The 15,000-nt window shown below is 69.7% G+C and carries 12 protein-coding genes; 3 read left to right on the top strand and 9 right to left on the bottom strand.

What is annotated here, in order from left to right; genetic code table 11:
* Positions 1-48 precede the first annotated feature (48 nt).
* From F8M74_RS06965 to F8M74_RS37725, 9 genes are all read right to left on the bottom strand, one after another.
* Positions 49-876 carry an ion transporter gene (locus F8M74_RS06965; RefSeq protein ID WP_141254079.1) on the bottom strand — a complete coding sequence of 276 codons (828 nt, stop codon included), beginning with the start codon at positions 874-876 and terminating at the stop codon, positions 49-51.
* A 43-nt stretch (positions 877-919) separates the two neighbouring features.
* The gene (locus F8M74_RS06960) at positions 920-2,554 is read right to left on the bottom strand and encodes a sodium/solute symporter (RefSeq protein WP_141254078.1); all 1,635 of its coding nucleotides are present in this window, start codon (positions 2,552-2,554) and stop codon (positions 920-922) included.
* 7 nt (positions 2,555-2,561) lie between these two features.
* Positions 2,562-2,846 (bottom strand): DUF485 domain-containing protein, encoded by a 285-nt coding sequence (locus tag F8M74_RS06955; protein ID WP_141254077.1) that lies wholly within the window; start codon positions 2,844-2,846, stop codon positions 2,562-2,564.
* Positions 2,847-2,862: 16 nt separating this feature from the next.
* Entirely contained in the window at positions 2,863-4,827 is a 1,965-nt protein-coding gene (gene acs / locus F8M74_RS06950) for an acetate--CoA ligase (protein WP_163884346.1), read from the bottom strand.
* 28 nt (positions 4,828-4,855) lie between these two features.
* Positions 4,856-5,962 (bottom strand): hypothetical protein, encoded by a 1,107-nt coding sequence (locus F8M74_RS06945; RefSeq protein WP_228560101.1) that lies wholly within the window; start codon positions 5,960-5,962, stop codon positions 4,856-4,858.
* Between the two features lie 154 nt (positions 5,963-6,116).
* Entirely contained in the window at positions 6,117-6,944 is an 828-nt protein-coding gene (locus tag F8M74_RS06940; RefSeq protein WP_141254075.1) for a hypothetical protein, read from the bottom strand.
* A 135-nt stretch (positions 6,945-7,079) separates the two neighbouring features.
* Positions 7,080-8,462, bottom strand: coding sequence for a sigma-54 dependent transcriptional regulator (locus F8M74_RS06935; protein WP_141254074.1), 1,383 nt, complete (start codon positions 8,460-8,462; stop codon positions 7,080-7,082).
* Positions 8,459-11,431 (bottom strand): ATP-binding protein, encoded by a 2,973-nt coding sequence (locus F8M74_RS06930; RefSeq protein ID WP_141254073.1) that lies wholly within the window; start codon positions 11,429-11,431, stop codon positions 8,459-8,461. The genes F8M74_RS06935 and F8M74_RS06930 overlap by 4 nt, the downstream gene beginning before the upstream one ends.
* Positions 11,428-11,733, bottom strand: coding sequence for a hypothetical protein (locus F8M74_RS37725; RefSeq protein ID WP_228560103.1), 306 nt, complete (start codon positions 11,731-11,733; stop codon positions 11,428-11,430). The genes F8M74_RS06930 and F8M74_RS37725 overlap by 4 nt, the downstream gene beginning before the upstream one ends.
* A gap of 102 nt (positions 11,734-11,835) precedes the next feature.
* Here F8M74_RS37725 and eis point away from each other — a divergent pair, with 102 nt between their 5' ends.
* The 3 genes from eis (at position 11,836) to F8M74_RS06910 (ending at position 14,981) form a co-directional block, all read left to right on the top strand.
* Complete coding sequence (gene eis, locus F8M74_RS06920; protein WP_141254072.1) at positions 11,836-13,044, top strand: enhanced intracellular survival protein Eis; 1,209 nt, start codon at positions 11,836-11,838, stop codon at positions 13,042-13,044.
* A gap of 77 nt (positions 13,045-13,121) precedes the next feature.
* Positions 13,122-14,117, top strand: coding sequence for an NAD-dependent epimerase/dehydratase family protein (locus F8M74_RS06915; protein ID WP_141254071.1), 996 nt, complete (start codon positions 13,122-13,124; stop codon positions 14,115-14,117).
* A 3-nt stretch (positions 14,118-14,120) separates the two neighbouring features.
* On the top strand, positions 14,121-14,981 hold the full coding sequence (locus F8M74_RS06910; RefSeq protein WP_141254070.1) for a WGR domain-containing protein: 861 nt from the start codon (positions 14,121-14,123) through the stop codon (positions 14,979-14,981).
* Positions 14,982-15,000: the final 19 nt, after the last annotated feature.

Here is a 15,000-nt window from a genome sequence, read left to right as displayed (position 1 = left end):
CAGGAAGTGCCCGGCCGCCGGTACGGGGGCCATGCGAGCGCCCGCGGCCTAGAGCCCGTGACCGCAGTGCTTGCAGAAATGCGCATCCAAGTCATGCCCCTGCTGGCCACAGGCGGGGCATGCCCGATTGTCCACCGCGTGCCGCGTGGCGGCGGCCAGCTCCACGGAGACGATGCCCGTGGGCACCGCGATGATGCCGTAGCCCATCACCATCAGAATGGAGGCGATGAACTGCCCAGGTGCCGTCTTGGGGGTGATGTCGCCAAAGCCGACCGTCGTCACGGTGACGATGGCCCAGTACATGGCGCGCGGGATGCTGTCGAAGCCGTTCGCTTGGCCCTCCACCACGTACATCAGCGCGCCCATGATGACGACGATGGTCAGCACGGTGCCCAGGAAGACGGTGATTTTCGGGCGGCTGGCGCGCAGCGCGGTGAGCAGCACCTCCGCCTGGCCGAGCAGGTGCGTCAACTTGAGCACGCGGAAGACGCGCAGCAGCCGCAGCACTCGAATCGCCAGCAGGGACTGCGCCCCGGGAATCAGAACGCTCAGGAAGGTGGGCAGGATCGCCAGCAAATCCACCAGCCCGAAGAAGCTGCGGGCGTAACGCAGCGGCTTGCTGACGGAGAAGAGCCGGAGCAGGTACTCCAGGGTGAACAGGCCCGTGAAGAACCACTCGACGCCGAGCAGCACGCTCCCGTACTGGGCCCGCACCGAGGCGACGCTCTCCAGCATCACCGCGATGATGCTGAAGAGGATGGCCCACAGGAGGCCTACGTCGAACGCCCTGCCCGCGGGCGTCTCCGCTTCGAAGATGATTTCGTGCAACCGACCGCGGAGGCCCTCGGTGGGGCCCTGCTCTGAGGCGTTGGACACGGGCCCAGTGTAGGCGACCCGTGCCCCAGGGGAATGCCCGTCCTCAGGCCTTGGCCTCGCTGCCCGTGGCGGCGGGGCGGGACGGCCCATCCGCAGGCTTCGCTGCCACGGCGGCCACCGCGGGGGCTGGCTGGGGCGCCCCCACGTGCATCCGGTGCTTCACTTCGGCGAAGCGGGCGGCGGAATCGTGCTCGGGGAAGAGCAGCGACACCGCCGCGCCCACGATGAAGGCCAGGGGAATGGTGATGACGCCTGGGTTGCGCAGGGGGAACAGCGCGGACGTGTTGCCCAGGAGGTCCACCTGCACCGTGGGGGACAGGAGGATGAAGAGCACCGAGCTGATGGCGCCCGTCAGCATGCTGGCCACCGCGCCATTCGTGGTGAACTTCTTCCAGGCCATGGACAAGAGCAGCGCCGGGAAGTTGGCGCTCGCCGCGATGGCGAAGGCCAGACCCACCATGAAGGCCACGTTCTGCCCCTTGAAGGCCACGCCCAGGATGATGGCCAGGACGCCCAGGAAGAGGCTGGCCAGCCGGGCCACCTTGAGCTGCTCCGCCTCGGGGGCCTGGCCCTTGCGCACCACGCTGGACCATAGGTCGTGGGACAGCGCCGCCGCGCCGGACAGCGTCAGGCCGGCCACCACCGCCAGAATCGTGGCGAAGGCGACGGCGGAGATGAATCCCAGGAAGCCCGTGCCACCCACGACTTCGGCGAGCATGGGCGCCGCCATGTTGCCGCCCTTGTCCACGCTGGTAATCGCCTGACGGCCCACCAGCACGGACGCGCCGAAGCCCAGGATGAACGTCACCAGGTAGAAGTAGCCGATGAGCCCCGTGGCGTAGAAGACGCTGCTGCGCGCCGCCTTCGCGTCCGGCACCGTGTAGAAGCGCATCAGGATGTGCGGCAGGCCCGCGGTGCCGAACATCAGCGCCACGCCCAGGGAGATGGCCTCCAGCGGGTTGTTCACCAACTTCCCGGGGGCCAGCACCTCCGCGCCGTACTGGGTGGCGGCCTCGTTGAAGAGGCGCAGCGGGCTGAAGCCGAACTTGGACAGCACCATGCCCGCGAGCCCCGTGGCGCCCGCCAGCAGTAGCACCGCCTTGACGATCTGCACCCACGTGGTGGCAATCATTCCGCCGAAGAGCACGTAGAGAATCATCACCGCGCCCACGATGATGACCGCCATCTCGTAGGACAGGCCGAACAGCAGGTGGATGAGGTTGCCGGCGCCCACCATCTGCGCAATCAGGTAGAAGCTGACCACGGTGAGCGTGCCCACCGCGGCCGACAGTCGCACCGGCGTCTGCTTCAGCCGGTAGGCCACCACGTCCGCGAAGGTGTACTTGCCCAGGTTGCGCAGGGGCTCGGCGATGAGGAACGTCACGACCGGCCAACCCACCAGCCAGCCCACGGAGTAGATGAGCCCGTCGAAGCCGGACGTGGCCACCAGGCCCGCGATGCCCAGGAAGCTGGCGGCGCTCATGTAGTCGCCCGCGAGCGCGAAGCCATTCTGCGCCGCGCTCACGCCGCCGCCCGCGGCGAAGAACTCCGAGGTCGTCTTCGTCTTGCGCGCCGCCCAGTACGTAATCGCCAGGGTGATGCCGACGAAGATGAGGAAGAACAGGATGGCCGTCGCGTTCGGCTGGCCGAGCTGCGTCGTCGTTTCTGCGGGGTTCATGCCTGCCTCACTTCCCACCGCGGAGTTGGTGCAGGGCGCGGTCGTACTTCCCGTTCGCCCACAGCATGTAGATGCCCGTCAGCGCCCAGGCCGTGACGATGACCAGCGCGCCCAGCAGGATGCCAATGGACAGGCCGGGGACGAGTTGCTGCCCCATGAGCGGCTTGTTGAACGCCACCAGCAGGATGAAGCCCAGGTACGCCACCAGCGTCGTCACGGTGAGCACGCCGGCCACGCGCCAGCGCGCCGCCGCGAGTGCTTCCAGCGCTTCCTCATTCGGATTCGTGGACATGGGATGTCTCCTCCGGTCAGCGCTTCGCCTGTGGGGGTGTGGCCTTCGCGAGGAGTTCGTCGAGCACCGACGGGTCCGCCAGGGTGCTGGCGTCACCCAGGTTCTCCACCTCGCCCGAGGCAATCTTGCGGAGCATGCGGCGCAGAATCTTCCCGGAGCGCGTCTTCGGCAGGCCGTTGACCAGCACCACCCGGTCCGGCGTGGCGATGGGGCCAATGACATGCCGGACCTGCTCCTTGAGCGCGCCCACCATCTGCTCGGAGCCGGACTCCTGCCAGTCCGGCTTCACCGTGACGAACGCGCACACGCCCGTGCCCTTGAGGTCGTGCGGGAAGCCCACCACGGCGGCCTCGGCGACCGCCTCATGGGCCACCAGCGCGCTCTCCACCTCGGCGGTGCCCAGGCGGTGCCCGGAGACGTTGAGCACGTCATCCACGCGGCCGGTAATCCAGTAGTACCCGTCCTCGTCGCGGCGGCACCCGTCACCGGTGAAGTACAGGTTGGGGAAGCGCGCGTAGTACGTCTCCTTGAAGCGCTGGTGGTGGCCGTACAGCGTGCGGGCCTGTCTCGGCCACGAGCGCGCCAGACATAGGTTGCCGCTGACGCCGTTGCCTTCGATGACGCGGCCCTCGTCGTCCACCAGCACCGGCTCCACGCCGAAGAAGGGCAGGGTGGCGGAGCCCGGCTTGGTGGGCGTGGCCCCCGGCAGCGGGGCAATCAGGATGCCGCCCGTCTCCGTCTGCCACCACGTGTCCACCACCGGGCAGCGGCCTTCGCCCACGACGTCGTGGTACCAGCGCCACACCTCCGGGTTGATGGGCTCGCCCACGCTGCCCAGGAGGCGCAGCGACTGGCGCGAGGACTTCTTCACCCACGCGTCACCCTCCTTGATGAGCGAGCGCAGCGCGGTGGGCGCGGTGTAGAGGATGGTGGCCTTGAGGTCGTCCACCACGCGCCACAGCCGCCCCGCGTCCGGGAAGGTGGGCGTGGACTCGAACATCACCGTGGTGGTGCCGTTCATCAGCGGCCCGTAGAGGATGTAGCTGTGTCCGGTGACCCAGCCCAGGTCCGCCGCGCAGAAGTAGACGTCCTCCGGCTGGATGTCGAAGACGTAGCGGAACGTGGTGGCCGCGTAGACGAGATAGCCGCCGGTGGTGTGCAGCACGCCCTTGGGCTTCCCCGTGGAGCCGGAGGTGTAGAGGATGAAGAGCGGATCCTCGGAGTCCATCCATTCCGCGGGACAGACGCCGCGGTGCTTCGCCATCTCCGCGTCCAGCCAGTAGTCGCGGCCGGCGAGCATGGGCACGTCCTTGCCCGTGCGGCGCACCACGAGGATGGACTCCACCAGGGACAGGCCCTCCACGGCCTCGTCCGCGATGGCCTTGGTGGGCACGAACTTGGGACCGCGCGGCCCTTCGTTGGCGGTGATGAGCACCTTGGCGCCGGAGTCGAGAATCCGCTCGCGCAGGGCCTCCGATGAGAAGCCGGCGAACACCACGGAGTGCACGGCGCCGATGCGCGCGCACGCGAGCATGGTGTAGGCCAATTCCGGCACCATGGGCAGGTAGATGCAGACGCGGTCGCCCTTGCGCACGCCGTGCGCCTTCAGCACGTTGGCCACGCGGCCCACGTGGTGCTGGAGGTCGCGGTAGGTGATGGATTCGTACTCGCCCGGCTCGTTCTTCGCCCAGATGATGGCGACCTTGCCTGGGCGCTCCGTGGCGTGCCGGTCGATGCAGTTGTAGGCCGCGTTGAGCTTGCCGCCGCCGAACCAGGAGAAGTCCACCTGTTCGGTGTCCAGGTCCATGATGGCGTCTGGCTTGTGGAACCAGGTGAGCTGTTCGGCCATCTCACTCCAGAAGGCCTCGGGCTGCTGGATGCTGCGCTGGTAGAGGCGCTGGTAGTCCTCCAGGCTCTTCACGTGGGCTTTGCGGCTGAAGGCGTCCTTCGTGGGAATGAGCGCGTCCTGCGTCTGGGCCATCGTTGGCATCCTTGGGAGTGGAGGAGGGTTAGTAGAAGAGCTGCAGCTGGCTCGTGCCCGTCACGGCGGCCCGTGCCTGGGAGATGTCGCCGGTCCACGCGACGGCGACCTCTGTCCGGAGGTTGAGCGTGTGCTTCTGGAACCAGATGTTGAAGCCAGGCTTGAGCGCGAGCAGGTCCTGGCCGGCCACGCGCGCCTTGAAGTACTCGCCGGAGATGAGCGGCTGGAACTTGCCGAAGCGCCAGCCCGTCTCCGCGTAGAACCCCGTGCCGCTCTGCGGGTTGTCCAGGCCCTGGCGGTAGTGGAAGAGGGTGGCGTTGAAGACGAACTCCTGGTCGTTCGCCAGGGGCACGTCGAGGAACACGTCCGCGGCCGTGCCCAACGCGTCATGGAGACCGGATTCCGTGGCCACCGCCTTGGGCTGGTAGTCGGCGCCGATTCCCACCGACAAGCGCGGCTCGGAGGCGAAGTAGATGCCTTGGAAGAAGAGGTCCTCCTCGCGCGTGAAGAAGTTCCAGCGCGCCATCGCCGTGACGCGAGGCAAATCGTCCGGGTTGAGCATGGTGCCATCCGGGGTCGTCTTGCCGTTGACGCCATTGAAGATGGCGGCCCGGAATCCCAAGGGGCCGGCGAAGCCGCGGACCTGCACGCCGATGTCCCGCCACACCTTGCCCACGCCAGGTGCCCAGCGGACCAGGCTGGAGTGGTAGTCCACTGCCTGCAACGCGACGGCGCCCTGGAGGACATGGCGCGTCAGCGGCGGCAGCAGCATGCCCACGTCAATCCAGACTTTCTCCGCCACCTCGTAGGAGATGAACGCGTCCTGGATGAAGAAGGCGACGTTCCAGTCGCCGTTCTTGCCGAAGTTGGGCTGGTCCGTCTCGGCGAAGAACGACAGTTTTTGGGTGATGTGGCCGAAGACGAGCAGGCGCGTGCGCCGCAGGAACATGTCGGAGCTGGGGCCGCCGGACGGCGCGCCTTCGTCGACAATCTGGAGCTGCGGCTGCAGGAGGATGGCGACGTTGAGATAGGACTCCTCGCTGAGGGGAATCTTGAATGCGCTCGACGGAGTGGCTGACAGCAGGACCGCGAGCGCGGCCATGAACGACAGCATGCGTGCGGGGGCAGTGCGCATGTCCCAGCACAGAGCAACGTGTCTGCCAACGCGCCGCGCTCGGAGATTCAAGACGTTGCAGGTTGGCTCGGCGCGTCAGGACGTTACCGAAGGTGACGTTCGCGTTACCGCGGTAACGCTTCATGCGCTGCGTCGTAACGCTTCGCGCGCGGCGTCAGGTCTGCTTGGAGTTCGAGTGGTCGCCTGTCTTTCCTAGCAGGTATCCACCATGGCTGATGGCCAGCAGGGCGAGCATTCCTTGTGACAGGGCGGGCATCGCGTGGGTCGTCCCGCGCGCCACCGACATGGCTACGTCCATGAAGTAGCCCACCGCGGCGATGAGCGTGAAATAGAACATCTGCACCTTGGCCAGGTCGATGTGCGCGGTGTTGCCCACCTCGTCTCCCTGGAACATGTCCGCCATGCGCGCGTCCGTCATGTTCGCGTTAGCGTAGAGCACGCCCTGGCGGTGAGCGTCGATGTCCGCGGGGGCCTCCGCGAGCTGGACGGAGGTGTTCTGCACCAGCTTCTCGTCCGGGCTGCGCGCACGCTTGCCTCCCAGCACCAGTGGTGTGCCCAGCAGGGACGTGGTGGAGATGCCCATGGCAATCCAGAGCTCCTGGGGGATGTCGACCCCCACGGCGTTGGACGCGCCCGACTTCACGCGGGAGAGCGTCATCGTCAGGTAGCCCGCCATCACCACCACGGTCCACACGAGCGCCTGGAATCGGGAGAGGCTCATCAGGTTTCGCTCACTGATGAGCAGCGCCAATGGCACGCCCGCGATGGCCTTGCCCAACACCAGCAGGAAGCCGGTGAGCATGCCGGCCGTTCCGAGCAGGTTCCATCCCGGCGGCAGGAACCACGTCGTGGTGAGGACGGCCATGGGCATGACCGTGGTGAGCACCACCATCCGCCCGTACTCCGCGCGAGGAATGACGCCAACGACTTCCCCCGCGCGATTGCCAGCCCCACTGCCAATCACAGGCACGCTGTCTGCCATGAGCACCCCCTGCGGTGTGTTGGCGGGAATCCTAGCGATGGGTCGCGGCAGGCGTTCCGCCGTGCCGGGGCGCCGCCCATGGCGGACGGGCTTCCAGCACTGGAGGGCAGTGGACAGGCGCGTGGGCTACGTGCCTCAGGCGCGCGTGCGAGGGATGCCCAGCTTCTGGCGCTTCTCCCACAAAGCCTTGCGGCTGATGCCCAGGCGCTTCGCCAGCTCCGTCTCGCCCATGTGCTCCTGGTGCTCCATGACGAAGCGGCGGAAGTACTCCTCCATGGAGTCCGGTGAGGCGCCGCTGGCTTCCTCGGCGGCGGCAGGGCTTGTGTCGGCGGACTCGGTGGACGCTCCGAAGCTGTCCGCCGTGTCGGGTAGCTCCAGCGCCAGGAGTCCCGCTGTCACCACCGGGCCATCCGCGAGGATGACGGCGCGCTCCAGCGCGTTCTCCAGCTCGCGCACGTTGCCCGGCCAGGGATGGGAGGTGAGCGCTGCCAGGGCCTCGGGAGACAGGCTCGCCGTGGGGCGGCCGAGCTTGCGGCTCGCCTTCTCCAGCAGGTGCCTGGCCAGCGCGGGCACGTCCTCCGTGCGCTCCCGCAGCGGCGGCAGGCGGATCTCCACCACGCGCAGGCGGAAGTAGAGGTCCTGACGGAAGGACCCTTCCTGCACCCGGCGGGGCAGGTCTCGGTGGGTCGCCGCGACGATGCGCACGTCCACCTTGCGGGGCCGCGTCGCGCCCACTCGCCGCACTTCGCCGTCCTGGAGCATGCGCAACAGGCGCGCCTGCGCGGGGGCGGGCAGCTCGCCAATCTCGTCCAGGAAGAGCGTGCCACCGTGCGCCGCCTCCACGAGCCCCGGGTGCGCGGCCTGCGCGCCGGTGAAGGCGCCCTTCTCGTGGCCGAAGAGCTCGCTCTCCAGCAAGCCTTCGGGAATGGCCGCGCAGTTCACCGCCACCAGCGGCCCGTCCGCCCGGGGGCTCTGGGCGTGGAGTGCCCTGGCCACGAGCTCCTTGCCGGTGCCGGACTCGCCCAGCACCAGCACGGTGGCGGGGGAGGGCGCCACCTTGCGGACGCGCTCGAAGACCTCGCGCATCGCGTCGCTGTTGCCCACCATGCCGCTGACGGGGTGGGCCTGCTCCACCTCGCGCTTGAGCGCCGCGTTCTGCCGCGTCAGCAGTCCTTCGCGCAGCACCCGCTCCACCTGCATCAGCAGCTCGTCGTGGTCGAAGGGCTTGGCGATGTAGTCCACCGCGCCCAGCTTCATCGCGTCCACCGCCGACTTCACGGTGGCGTAGCTGGTCATGATGAGCACCGGCACACCCGGACACATGGAGATGATGTCCGTCCCCGGGGCGCCTGGCAGGCGCAGGTCCGACAGCACCAGGTCGAACGAGTCCAGCGGGTAGTCGCTCGACGCCTCCTGGACCGAGCCCGCCTCGGACACGTCATGCCCCGCGCGCACGAGCAGCCGGCGCAGCTCCGTGCGGATGATGGGCTCGTCTTCGATGACCAGGATGCGGCTCATTCCGGGGCCTCCCGCTCGGGGTTCACGCTGGCTTCCATCCGGCGTGGCTCCGGAAGGCTCACCACGACGCTAGTCCCTCCCCCCTGCCGCTTGTCCACCTGCATCGTTCCGCCGTGCTCTCGGACGATGCCCGCCGCGAGTGCCAGGCCCAGGCCCGTTCCCTCGCCGGGGCCCTTCGTGGTGAAGAAGGGCTCGAACACGCGCTGCGCCAGCTCGGTGGGAATCCCGTGCCCCCGGTCCATGACGCGCAGGCGCACCGCGCCACCGTCGATGTCCGCTTCCAGCTCCACCAAGCCGTGCTCGGGTGAGGCGTCCATCGCGTTGGTCAGCAGGTTGACGAGCACCTGCTCCAGCCGCTGCGCGTCGCCTTGCACCTCCAGGCCCTCTGGACAGCGATGCTCGAAGCTCACCCCATGCTGCTTGCGCGCCAGCCGCGCCAACTGCACGGCTTCGCTCAGCAGTGGCGCCACGGCGACGCGGGTGAAGGGCCGCGCCTGTCCGCCCACCGTGCCTTCGTGGCTGAAGCCCACCAGCGTCCGGACGATGGCGTCGATGCGCCGGCACTGCTGGAGGATGAGCCCCGCGCGCTCCTGCACCGCCGCCGGGTCCTCCAACTCGTACTTGAGGTTCTGCGTCAGGCTGGCGATGGCCGTCAGCGGGTTGCCAATCTCATGGGCCACGCCCGCGGCCACGCGCCCCAGCGAGGCCAGCCGGTCCTGATGCGCCATGCGCGCGTCCACGGCCTTTCGTGCCGTGAAGTCCTCCACCAGGAGGGCCATGCCCTCGGACGTGCCCGTTCCCTGCTCCGCGGGAGAGAGCCGGGAGCGGTGCAGCCGGAGGATGCGCTCGACGCCCGCCACGGTGACACGCGTTTCCGTGTCTCCGTCCACACCGCTGGCGAAACCGGACAGCAGCGGGCCCCAGGGGGCGGGCAGGGCCTCCATGGGATGGCCACGCACGGTGTCCACCGGCACGCCGGAGAGTTGCTCGAGCGTCGCGTTCCAAATGACGACCTCACCATCCGGTCCCACGGCGCAGACGCCCACCGGGAGGTCCTCCAGGATGCGGCGGAGATAGCGGCGCACGGCCTCCAGCGCGGGCACCGGGCCTTGTAGTCCCCTCGCGTCGCGAAGGCGCTCCTCGACGAAGCGGAGTTGTTCGGCCAGGGCCGTGCGCGCGCCGGGCTCCAGCCGCAGCGCCTCCTCCACCGTCATCCGTGCGAGCACGGGGCCCAGCAGGCCCGACAGGTTTCGCTCCACGCCGTCGCGCAGGCGGCGCAGCTCGGAGGGCCGGCGCTCGTCCTGCGGCAGCGACAGGGACTTCAGCGCCCGGTCCACCTCCGCCGTCGCGGCCTCCTCACCCAGCAGCGGGGCCAGCTTGCGACGGAACTCGTCGGGCGAGCCCGCCACCACGCCGCCCGCGGCGGGCGCGGCCTCCTCGCGTGTGCAGGCCCGCGCGGCCTCTGCTTCCTCGGCGGACTGACGCGTCGCCAGCGACACGCCGATGAAGGCCAGCCCGTTGAGGGTGAGCGAGGCGAAGGTGGCGAAACCCCAGGGCTCGTTGACGGGGAAGCCGAGCAGCGCCGCCATGCGGTGCGTCCACGCGACGACGTCCGGCGAGGCCCATAGGGGCACCACCAGCGTCAGGAACCACAGGCTGGCGCCCACCGCCAGGCCCGTCAGCAGCCCGGCGCGCGTGCCCCGCTTCCAGAACAGCAGCCCCAGCACGCCCGGGATGAACTGCGCCACCGCCACAAAGGACACCAGCCCCAGGTCCACCAGTCCCGTGCCGCGAATGTTCAGCAGCCAGTGGAAGCCGTAGCCGGCCAGGATGATGATGCCGATGAGCAGCCGGCGCGCCCACAGCAGCCAGCCGTAGAGATGCGGCTGCCCGCGTGCGTAGCCCAGCGGCAGCACCAGGTGCGTGAGGCACATGGGCGCCAGGGCCAGCGTGGTGACGATGACCATGGCGCTGGCCGCGGAGACGCCGCCCAGGAAGGCACCCAGCGCCAGCCACGTGGCGCCGCGTGACGCGGGCACCGCCAGCACGTGGAAGTCCGCGGGCCAGGGCAGTCCCAGCGCCTCGCCGCTCCAGAGCACCACGGGGACGACCAGGTTCATCACCAGCAACAGCAGCGGGAAGGCCCAGGTGGCGGTGGCCAGTCCCTCACGCTCCGGGGCCTCGGTGAAGGCCACGTGGTAGCTGCGAGGCGTGAGGAACGCGGCCGCGCAAGAGAGCACCAGCAGCGGTGACCAGGAGGCATCTCGCGCCGGGCGCTGAAGTGCGTCGATGGCCTCTGGATGCGCGTCTATCCAGGCCAGCAGCCCGTCCACGCCGCCGAACACGTTGGAGACCGCCCAGACGCCCACGGCCACCAGTGCGACGAGCTTCACCGCGGACTCGAAGGCGATGGCCAGCATCAGACCTTCGTGCCGCTCGCGCGGAGTGAGGTGCCGTGCGCCGAAGAGGACGGAGAAGACGGTGAGGACCGCGCAGAAGCCGAGGCCCACCAGCGTGGGAGACGCGGAGGGACTGAGCACGCGCGCGGACTCCACGACGGCCCGCACCTGGAGCGCCAGATAGGGCAGGCTGCCCGCCAGCAGGAACAGCGTCACCGCCGTGCCGGTGGATTGCCCCGGGTAGCGGAAGGCCAGCACGTCCGCCAACGAGGTGAGCTGCAACTCGCGGGACAGGCGCAGCAACGGGCGCCACAGCACGGGAATCAGCAGGCATGCCAGGGTGACGCCCAGGTAGATGCCCAGGTAGCGGAAGCCATGCCGGGCCGCGTAGCCCACGCTGCCGAAGTAGGACCACGACGTGGCGTACACGCCCAGGGCCAGCGCGTAGACGAGCGGATGCTGGGTGACGCGCGCGGGGATGGCGCCTCGCTCCGCCGCGTAGGCCACCAGGAAGAGCACCAGCAGGTAGGCGACGGACGCGGCGACGAGCGAGCCGAGCTCGAGCGTCATGGGCCACGACTCCGGTGCGCCGCCCAGCCGCCCAGGAGGATGACGCCCAGCCACACCGCGAAGGGCAGGTACCCCGGCGCGCCCTCCGCCAGCCACAGTCGGCGCAGGGGAGAGCCGAAGAGGAGCACTGCGACGGCGAAGACGAGCAGCGACGGCATCACGGGGGCGTCGGGCTCGGTAGGGCGCTTCATGGCGGCGAGGATACCAGCCGTGTCGCCTTCGGGTGACGAAGCCACCACGTGCGCCGTGTTGAAGCGGTGGGCCGGTTCGCCGGGCGCGGGAGGCGCATTCTCACGGCGCACCTGCTGTCCGGACGTGGGCGCACGGGCCTGCCTGGCCGTGGATTGTTGCTCGACAGGCAGGCCGGGCCGTCCTGAGAATGTGGGCGGCCGAGAGGCGCCTGCGTGCGCCATCGGGGAATGGAGATGCGCGTGGAGACGCAGCCTGGCGACTTCGGACCGCCACGAGACGAACGTGAGATGGCCGCCGTCGCGGACATCATGATGCAGTCGTATGCCATGTCCCCCGCCGACAGCGCCGCCTGGATGCAGCGGGCGTCGCGGCCGGACCTGCGGTTGTTGCGCGAGGGCGGCGAGGTGGCGGCCACGCTCGTGTTCATCCGCATGGGGCAGTGGTACGGCGGGCGCAGCGTGCCCGTCATCGGCGTGGGTGGCGTGGGCGTGTCTCCCGTCCATCGGGGACGCGGCACCGCCACGCGACTGATGCGGCACCTGCTGCGCGAGGCCCGTGCGACGGGCGCCCCGCTGTCGGTGCTCTATCCCGCGACGCAGCCGCTCTACCGGCGCGTGGGTTACGAGCACGCGGGCACGCGGCAGGAGATCCGCATCCAGGTCCCATCGCTGGACTTCAGTGAGCGGACGTTGTCGCTCCGGCCCATCGAGGAGAAGGACACGCAGGCCATCGTCCTGAGCTACCAGCGCCACGCGCGTCATCGTCCTGGCTGGCTGGACCGCGGGGACTTCTCATGGGGCCGCGTCCGCAACATGCGCGGCGAGGTGGCACATGGCTACCTGGTGGAGGGCAGCGCCGGTGTGGAGGGCTACCTCTACGTCATCCGCCGGTCGCTCAAGGACTTCAAGCAGGAGCTGTTCCTCACCGATGTCGTGGCCCATACGCCCACGGCGGCGCGGAGGATTCTGAGCTTCCTGGGGGACCACCGTTCCCTGGCCACGGATGTCTTCTGGTACGGCGGCGTGGACGACCCGCTACTCCTGCTGCTTCGCGAGCAGACGTACGCGGTGAAGCTGTACATGCACTGGATGGTGCGGGTGCTGGACGTGGCCTCCGCGCTGGAGGCGCGCGGCTGGCCGGAGGGACTCTCCGGCACCCTCCATCTGGACGTGGAGGACGACCTCTTCCCGGAGAACCAGGGCCGGTTCGTGCTGGAGGTCTCGGACGGTCAGGCGCGCGTGCGCCGTGGCGGCGATGGAGGCCTGCGGCTGCACGTGCGGTACCTGGCGCCGCTCTACACCGGCCACCTGTCCGCGGAGTCGCTGCGGGCCATGGGCGCGCTGGAGGGCGATGATGCCTCGGTGCGCGCGGCGAGCCGTCTCTTCGCCGGGGCGCCGCCCTCCCTGCGCGACATGTTCTGACCCGGGCCGGGCGCTCTATCGGGCCCGGCGCGGGAGTGCTAGGAGCGCAATCAGTCCTTCACAGGAGCGTGCAGGCAATGCGGGCATTCGTCACCGGTGGTTCAGGCTTCGTGGGCAGGCACCTTCTCACCGCGCTGAAGGTGCGCGGGACGCCCGCTCGGGCCCTGGTGCGCTCCGCCGCGGCGCAAGCCTTGGTGACGGAGGCCGGCGGGGAGCCCTTCGAGGGCGACCTGTCGGACGTGGAGAAGCTGAAGGCGGGCATGGAGGGCTGTGACACCGTCTTCCATTGCGCCGCGGTGGTGAAGGGCTGGGGCGCGCGCAGCGAGTTCTACGAGACGAACGTGCGCGGCACGGAGCGGGTGCTGGAGGCGGCGCGCGCCGCGGGCGTCAAGCGGTTGGTCCACGTCAGCACGGAGGCGGTGCTGGCGGATGGCTCGCCTCTGGAGCGGGTGGATGAGACGATGCCCCTGCCCGAGCGTCCCATTGGCGACTACCCCTCCACCAAGGGCGAGGCGGAGCGCCGGGTGCTCAGCGTGAATGCGCCGGACTTCGTCACCGTGGCGGTGCGTCCCCGCTTCATCTGGGGCGCCGGTGACACGTCGCTGCTGCCGCAGTTCCAGGAGGCGGTGCGGACCGGGCGCTTCCGGTGGTTCGGCGGCGGCCGTTACCTGACGTCTACCTGCCACGTGGCCAACTGCGTGGAGGGCATGCTGCTGGCGGCGGAGAAGGGTCGTGGCGGCGAGGCCTATTTCCTCACCGACGGGGAACCCGTGGAGTTCCGGGGCTTCATCACCGCCATGCTCGCGACGCAGGGCGTGGACGCGGGCGAGCGCACCCTGCCATACGGGGTGGCCGCGACGGTGGCCACGGTGGGGGACTTGCTGTGGGGCACCTTCGGCCTGGGCGGCAGACCTCCGCTCACCCGCACCGAGGTGCTGCTCATGGGGCGGGAGGTGACGGTGCGGGACGACAAGGCCCGCCGGGAGCTGGGGTACGAGGGCCGCCGCTCCCGTGAAGAAGGGCTCCGGGAGATGAAGGCGGAGCATCAGGGCACGGCGTCGCGTATGCTCTGAGGCATGCGAAGGTTCGAGTTCGTGGAAGGCTCCAGCTCCAAGTTCTGGGAGCCGGAGCTCAAGGGCAACACCTTCATCGTCACCTTCGGCCGCATCGGCACCGCCGGTCAGCGGCGGGAGAAGGCTTTCGCGGACGAAGCCGGCGCCCGGAAGGAATACGAGAAGAAGGTCGCTGAGAAGCTGCGCGAGGGTTACCTCGAGGTGACGGAGGGCGGCGCCGCGGAGGCTGCGCCCGTGCCACCGCCCGCGCCGAAGAAGGTGGAGCTTCCCCGCCGCGTACCCGCGGCCATGCCCACGCCCGAGTCGCTGAAGGCCGCCGCCGAGGCCCTGGCCGCGCTCCGGGCCCGGCTGGGGTGGCGGAGCTGGGAGGTGACGTCGCGGGCCCGGCGTGCGAAGCGCGCGCTGCGGGCCTTGGGCGGCGTGGACCCCGCGGCCCACTCGGAGCTGGCGGGCACCTTCACCGCGTTGATGGAGCGCGTCGTCGCTCCGAAGAAGGACGGCCGGCTCCCGCTTCGGCACGCGCTCGCGTTGCTGGGCGAGCTGGACGTGGCTGCCTTCACCCGAGCGGCCGAGGTGTGGCTCGCCGCGCCGGACGCCGTCCCCGCCGCGACGACCGTGGCCCGGCAGGCGTCGGCGCTGGGGCAGCCCGAGCTGGCGCTGCGCATGGGCATGCTGCTGGCGGAGCGTCCCGGTCAGGCGGGCGCGCCTTCCGAGGAGGGGTGGAGCAAGCGGTGGACGCGACTGCGGCCGCACGTGGAGGAGCAGCTGTCCTCCAGCGGCGGCTCGCTGGCCACCTGGGCCCAGTCCGTCGATGCCTCGAAGGACGCGCACCTGGCCAGCCGGTTGGCCCGCCTGGAGGCGTGAGGCGCCGGCGTCGCTGGCT

Source organism: Myxococcus sp. CA023 (assembly GCF_010998615.1).
GTDB lineage: Bacteria > Myxococcota > Myxococcia > Myxococcales > Myxococcaceae > Myxococcus.
This window is presented reverse-complemented; position numbering and strand designations above follow the sequence as displayed.

Coding starts and splice junctions, on each gene's coding strand:
- F8M74_RS06935 (WP_141254074.1), bottom strand. CDS start 8,462: ATGAGCCGCATCCTGGTCATCGAAGACGAGCCCATCATCCGCACGGAG.
- F8M74_RS06915 (WP_141254071.1), top strand. CDS start 13,122: ATGCGGGCATTCGTCACCGGTGGTTCAGGCTTCGTGGGCAGGCACCTT.
- F8M74_RS06910 (WP_141254070.1), top strand. CDS start 14,121: ATGCGAAGGTTCGAGTTCGTGGAAGGCTCCAGCTCCAAGTTCTGGGAG.
- F8M74_RS06960 (WP_141254078.1), bottom strand. CDS start 2,554: ATGAACCCCGCAGAAACGACGACGCAGCTCGGCCAGCCGAACGCGACG.
- F8M74_RS06955 (WP_141254077.1), bottom strand. CDS start 2,846: ATGTCCACGAATCCGAATGAGGAAGCGCTGGAAGCACTCGCGGCGGCG.
- acs (WP_163884346.1), bottom strand. CDS start 4,827: ATGGCCCAGACGCAGGACGCGCTCATTCCCACGAAGGACGCCTTCAGC.
- F8M74_RS06945 (WP_228560101.1), bottom strand. CDS start 5,962: ATGCGCACTGCCCCCGCACGCATGCTGTCGTTCATGGCCGCGCTCGCG.
- F8M74_RS06940 (WP_141254075.1), bottom strand. CDS start 6,944: ATGGCAGACAGCGTGCCTGTGATTGGCAGTGGGGCTGGCAATCGCGCG.
- F8M74_RS06930 (WP_141254073.1), bottom strand. CDS start 11,431: ATGACGCTCGAGCTCGGCTCGCTCGTCGCCGCGTCCGTCGCCTACCTG.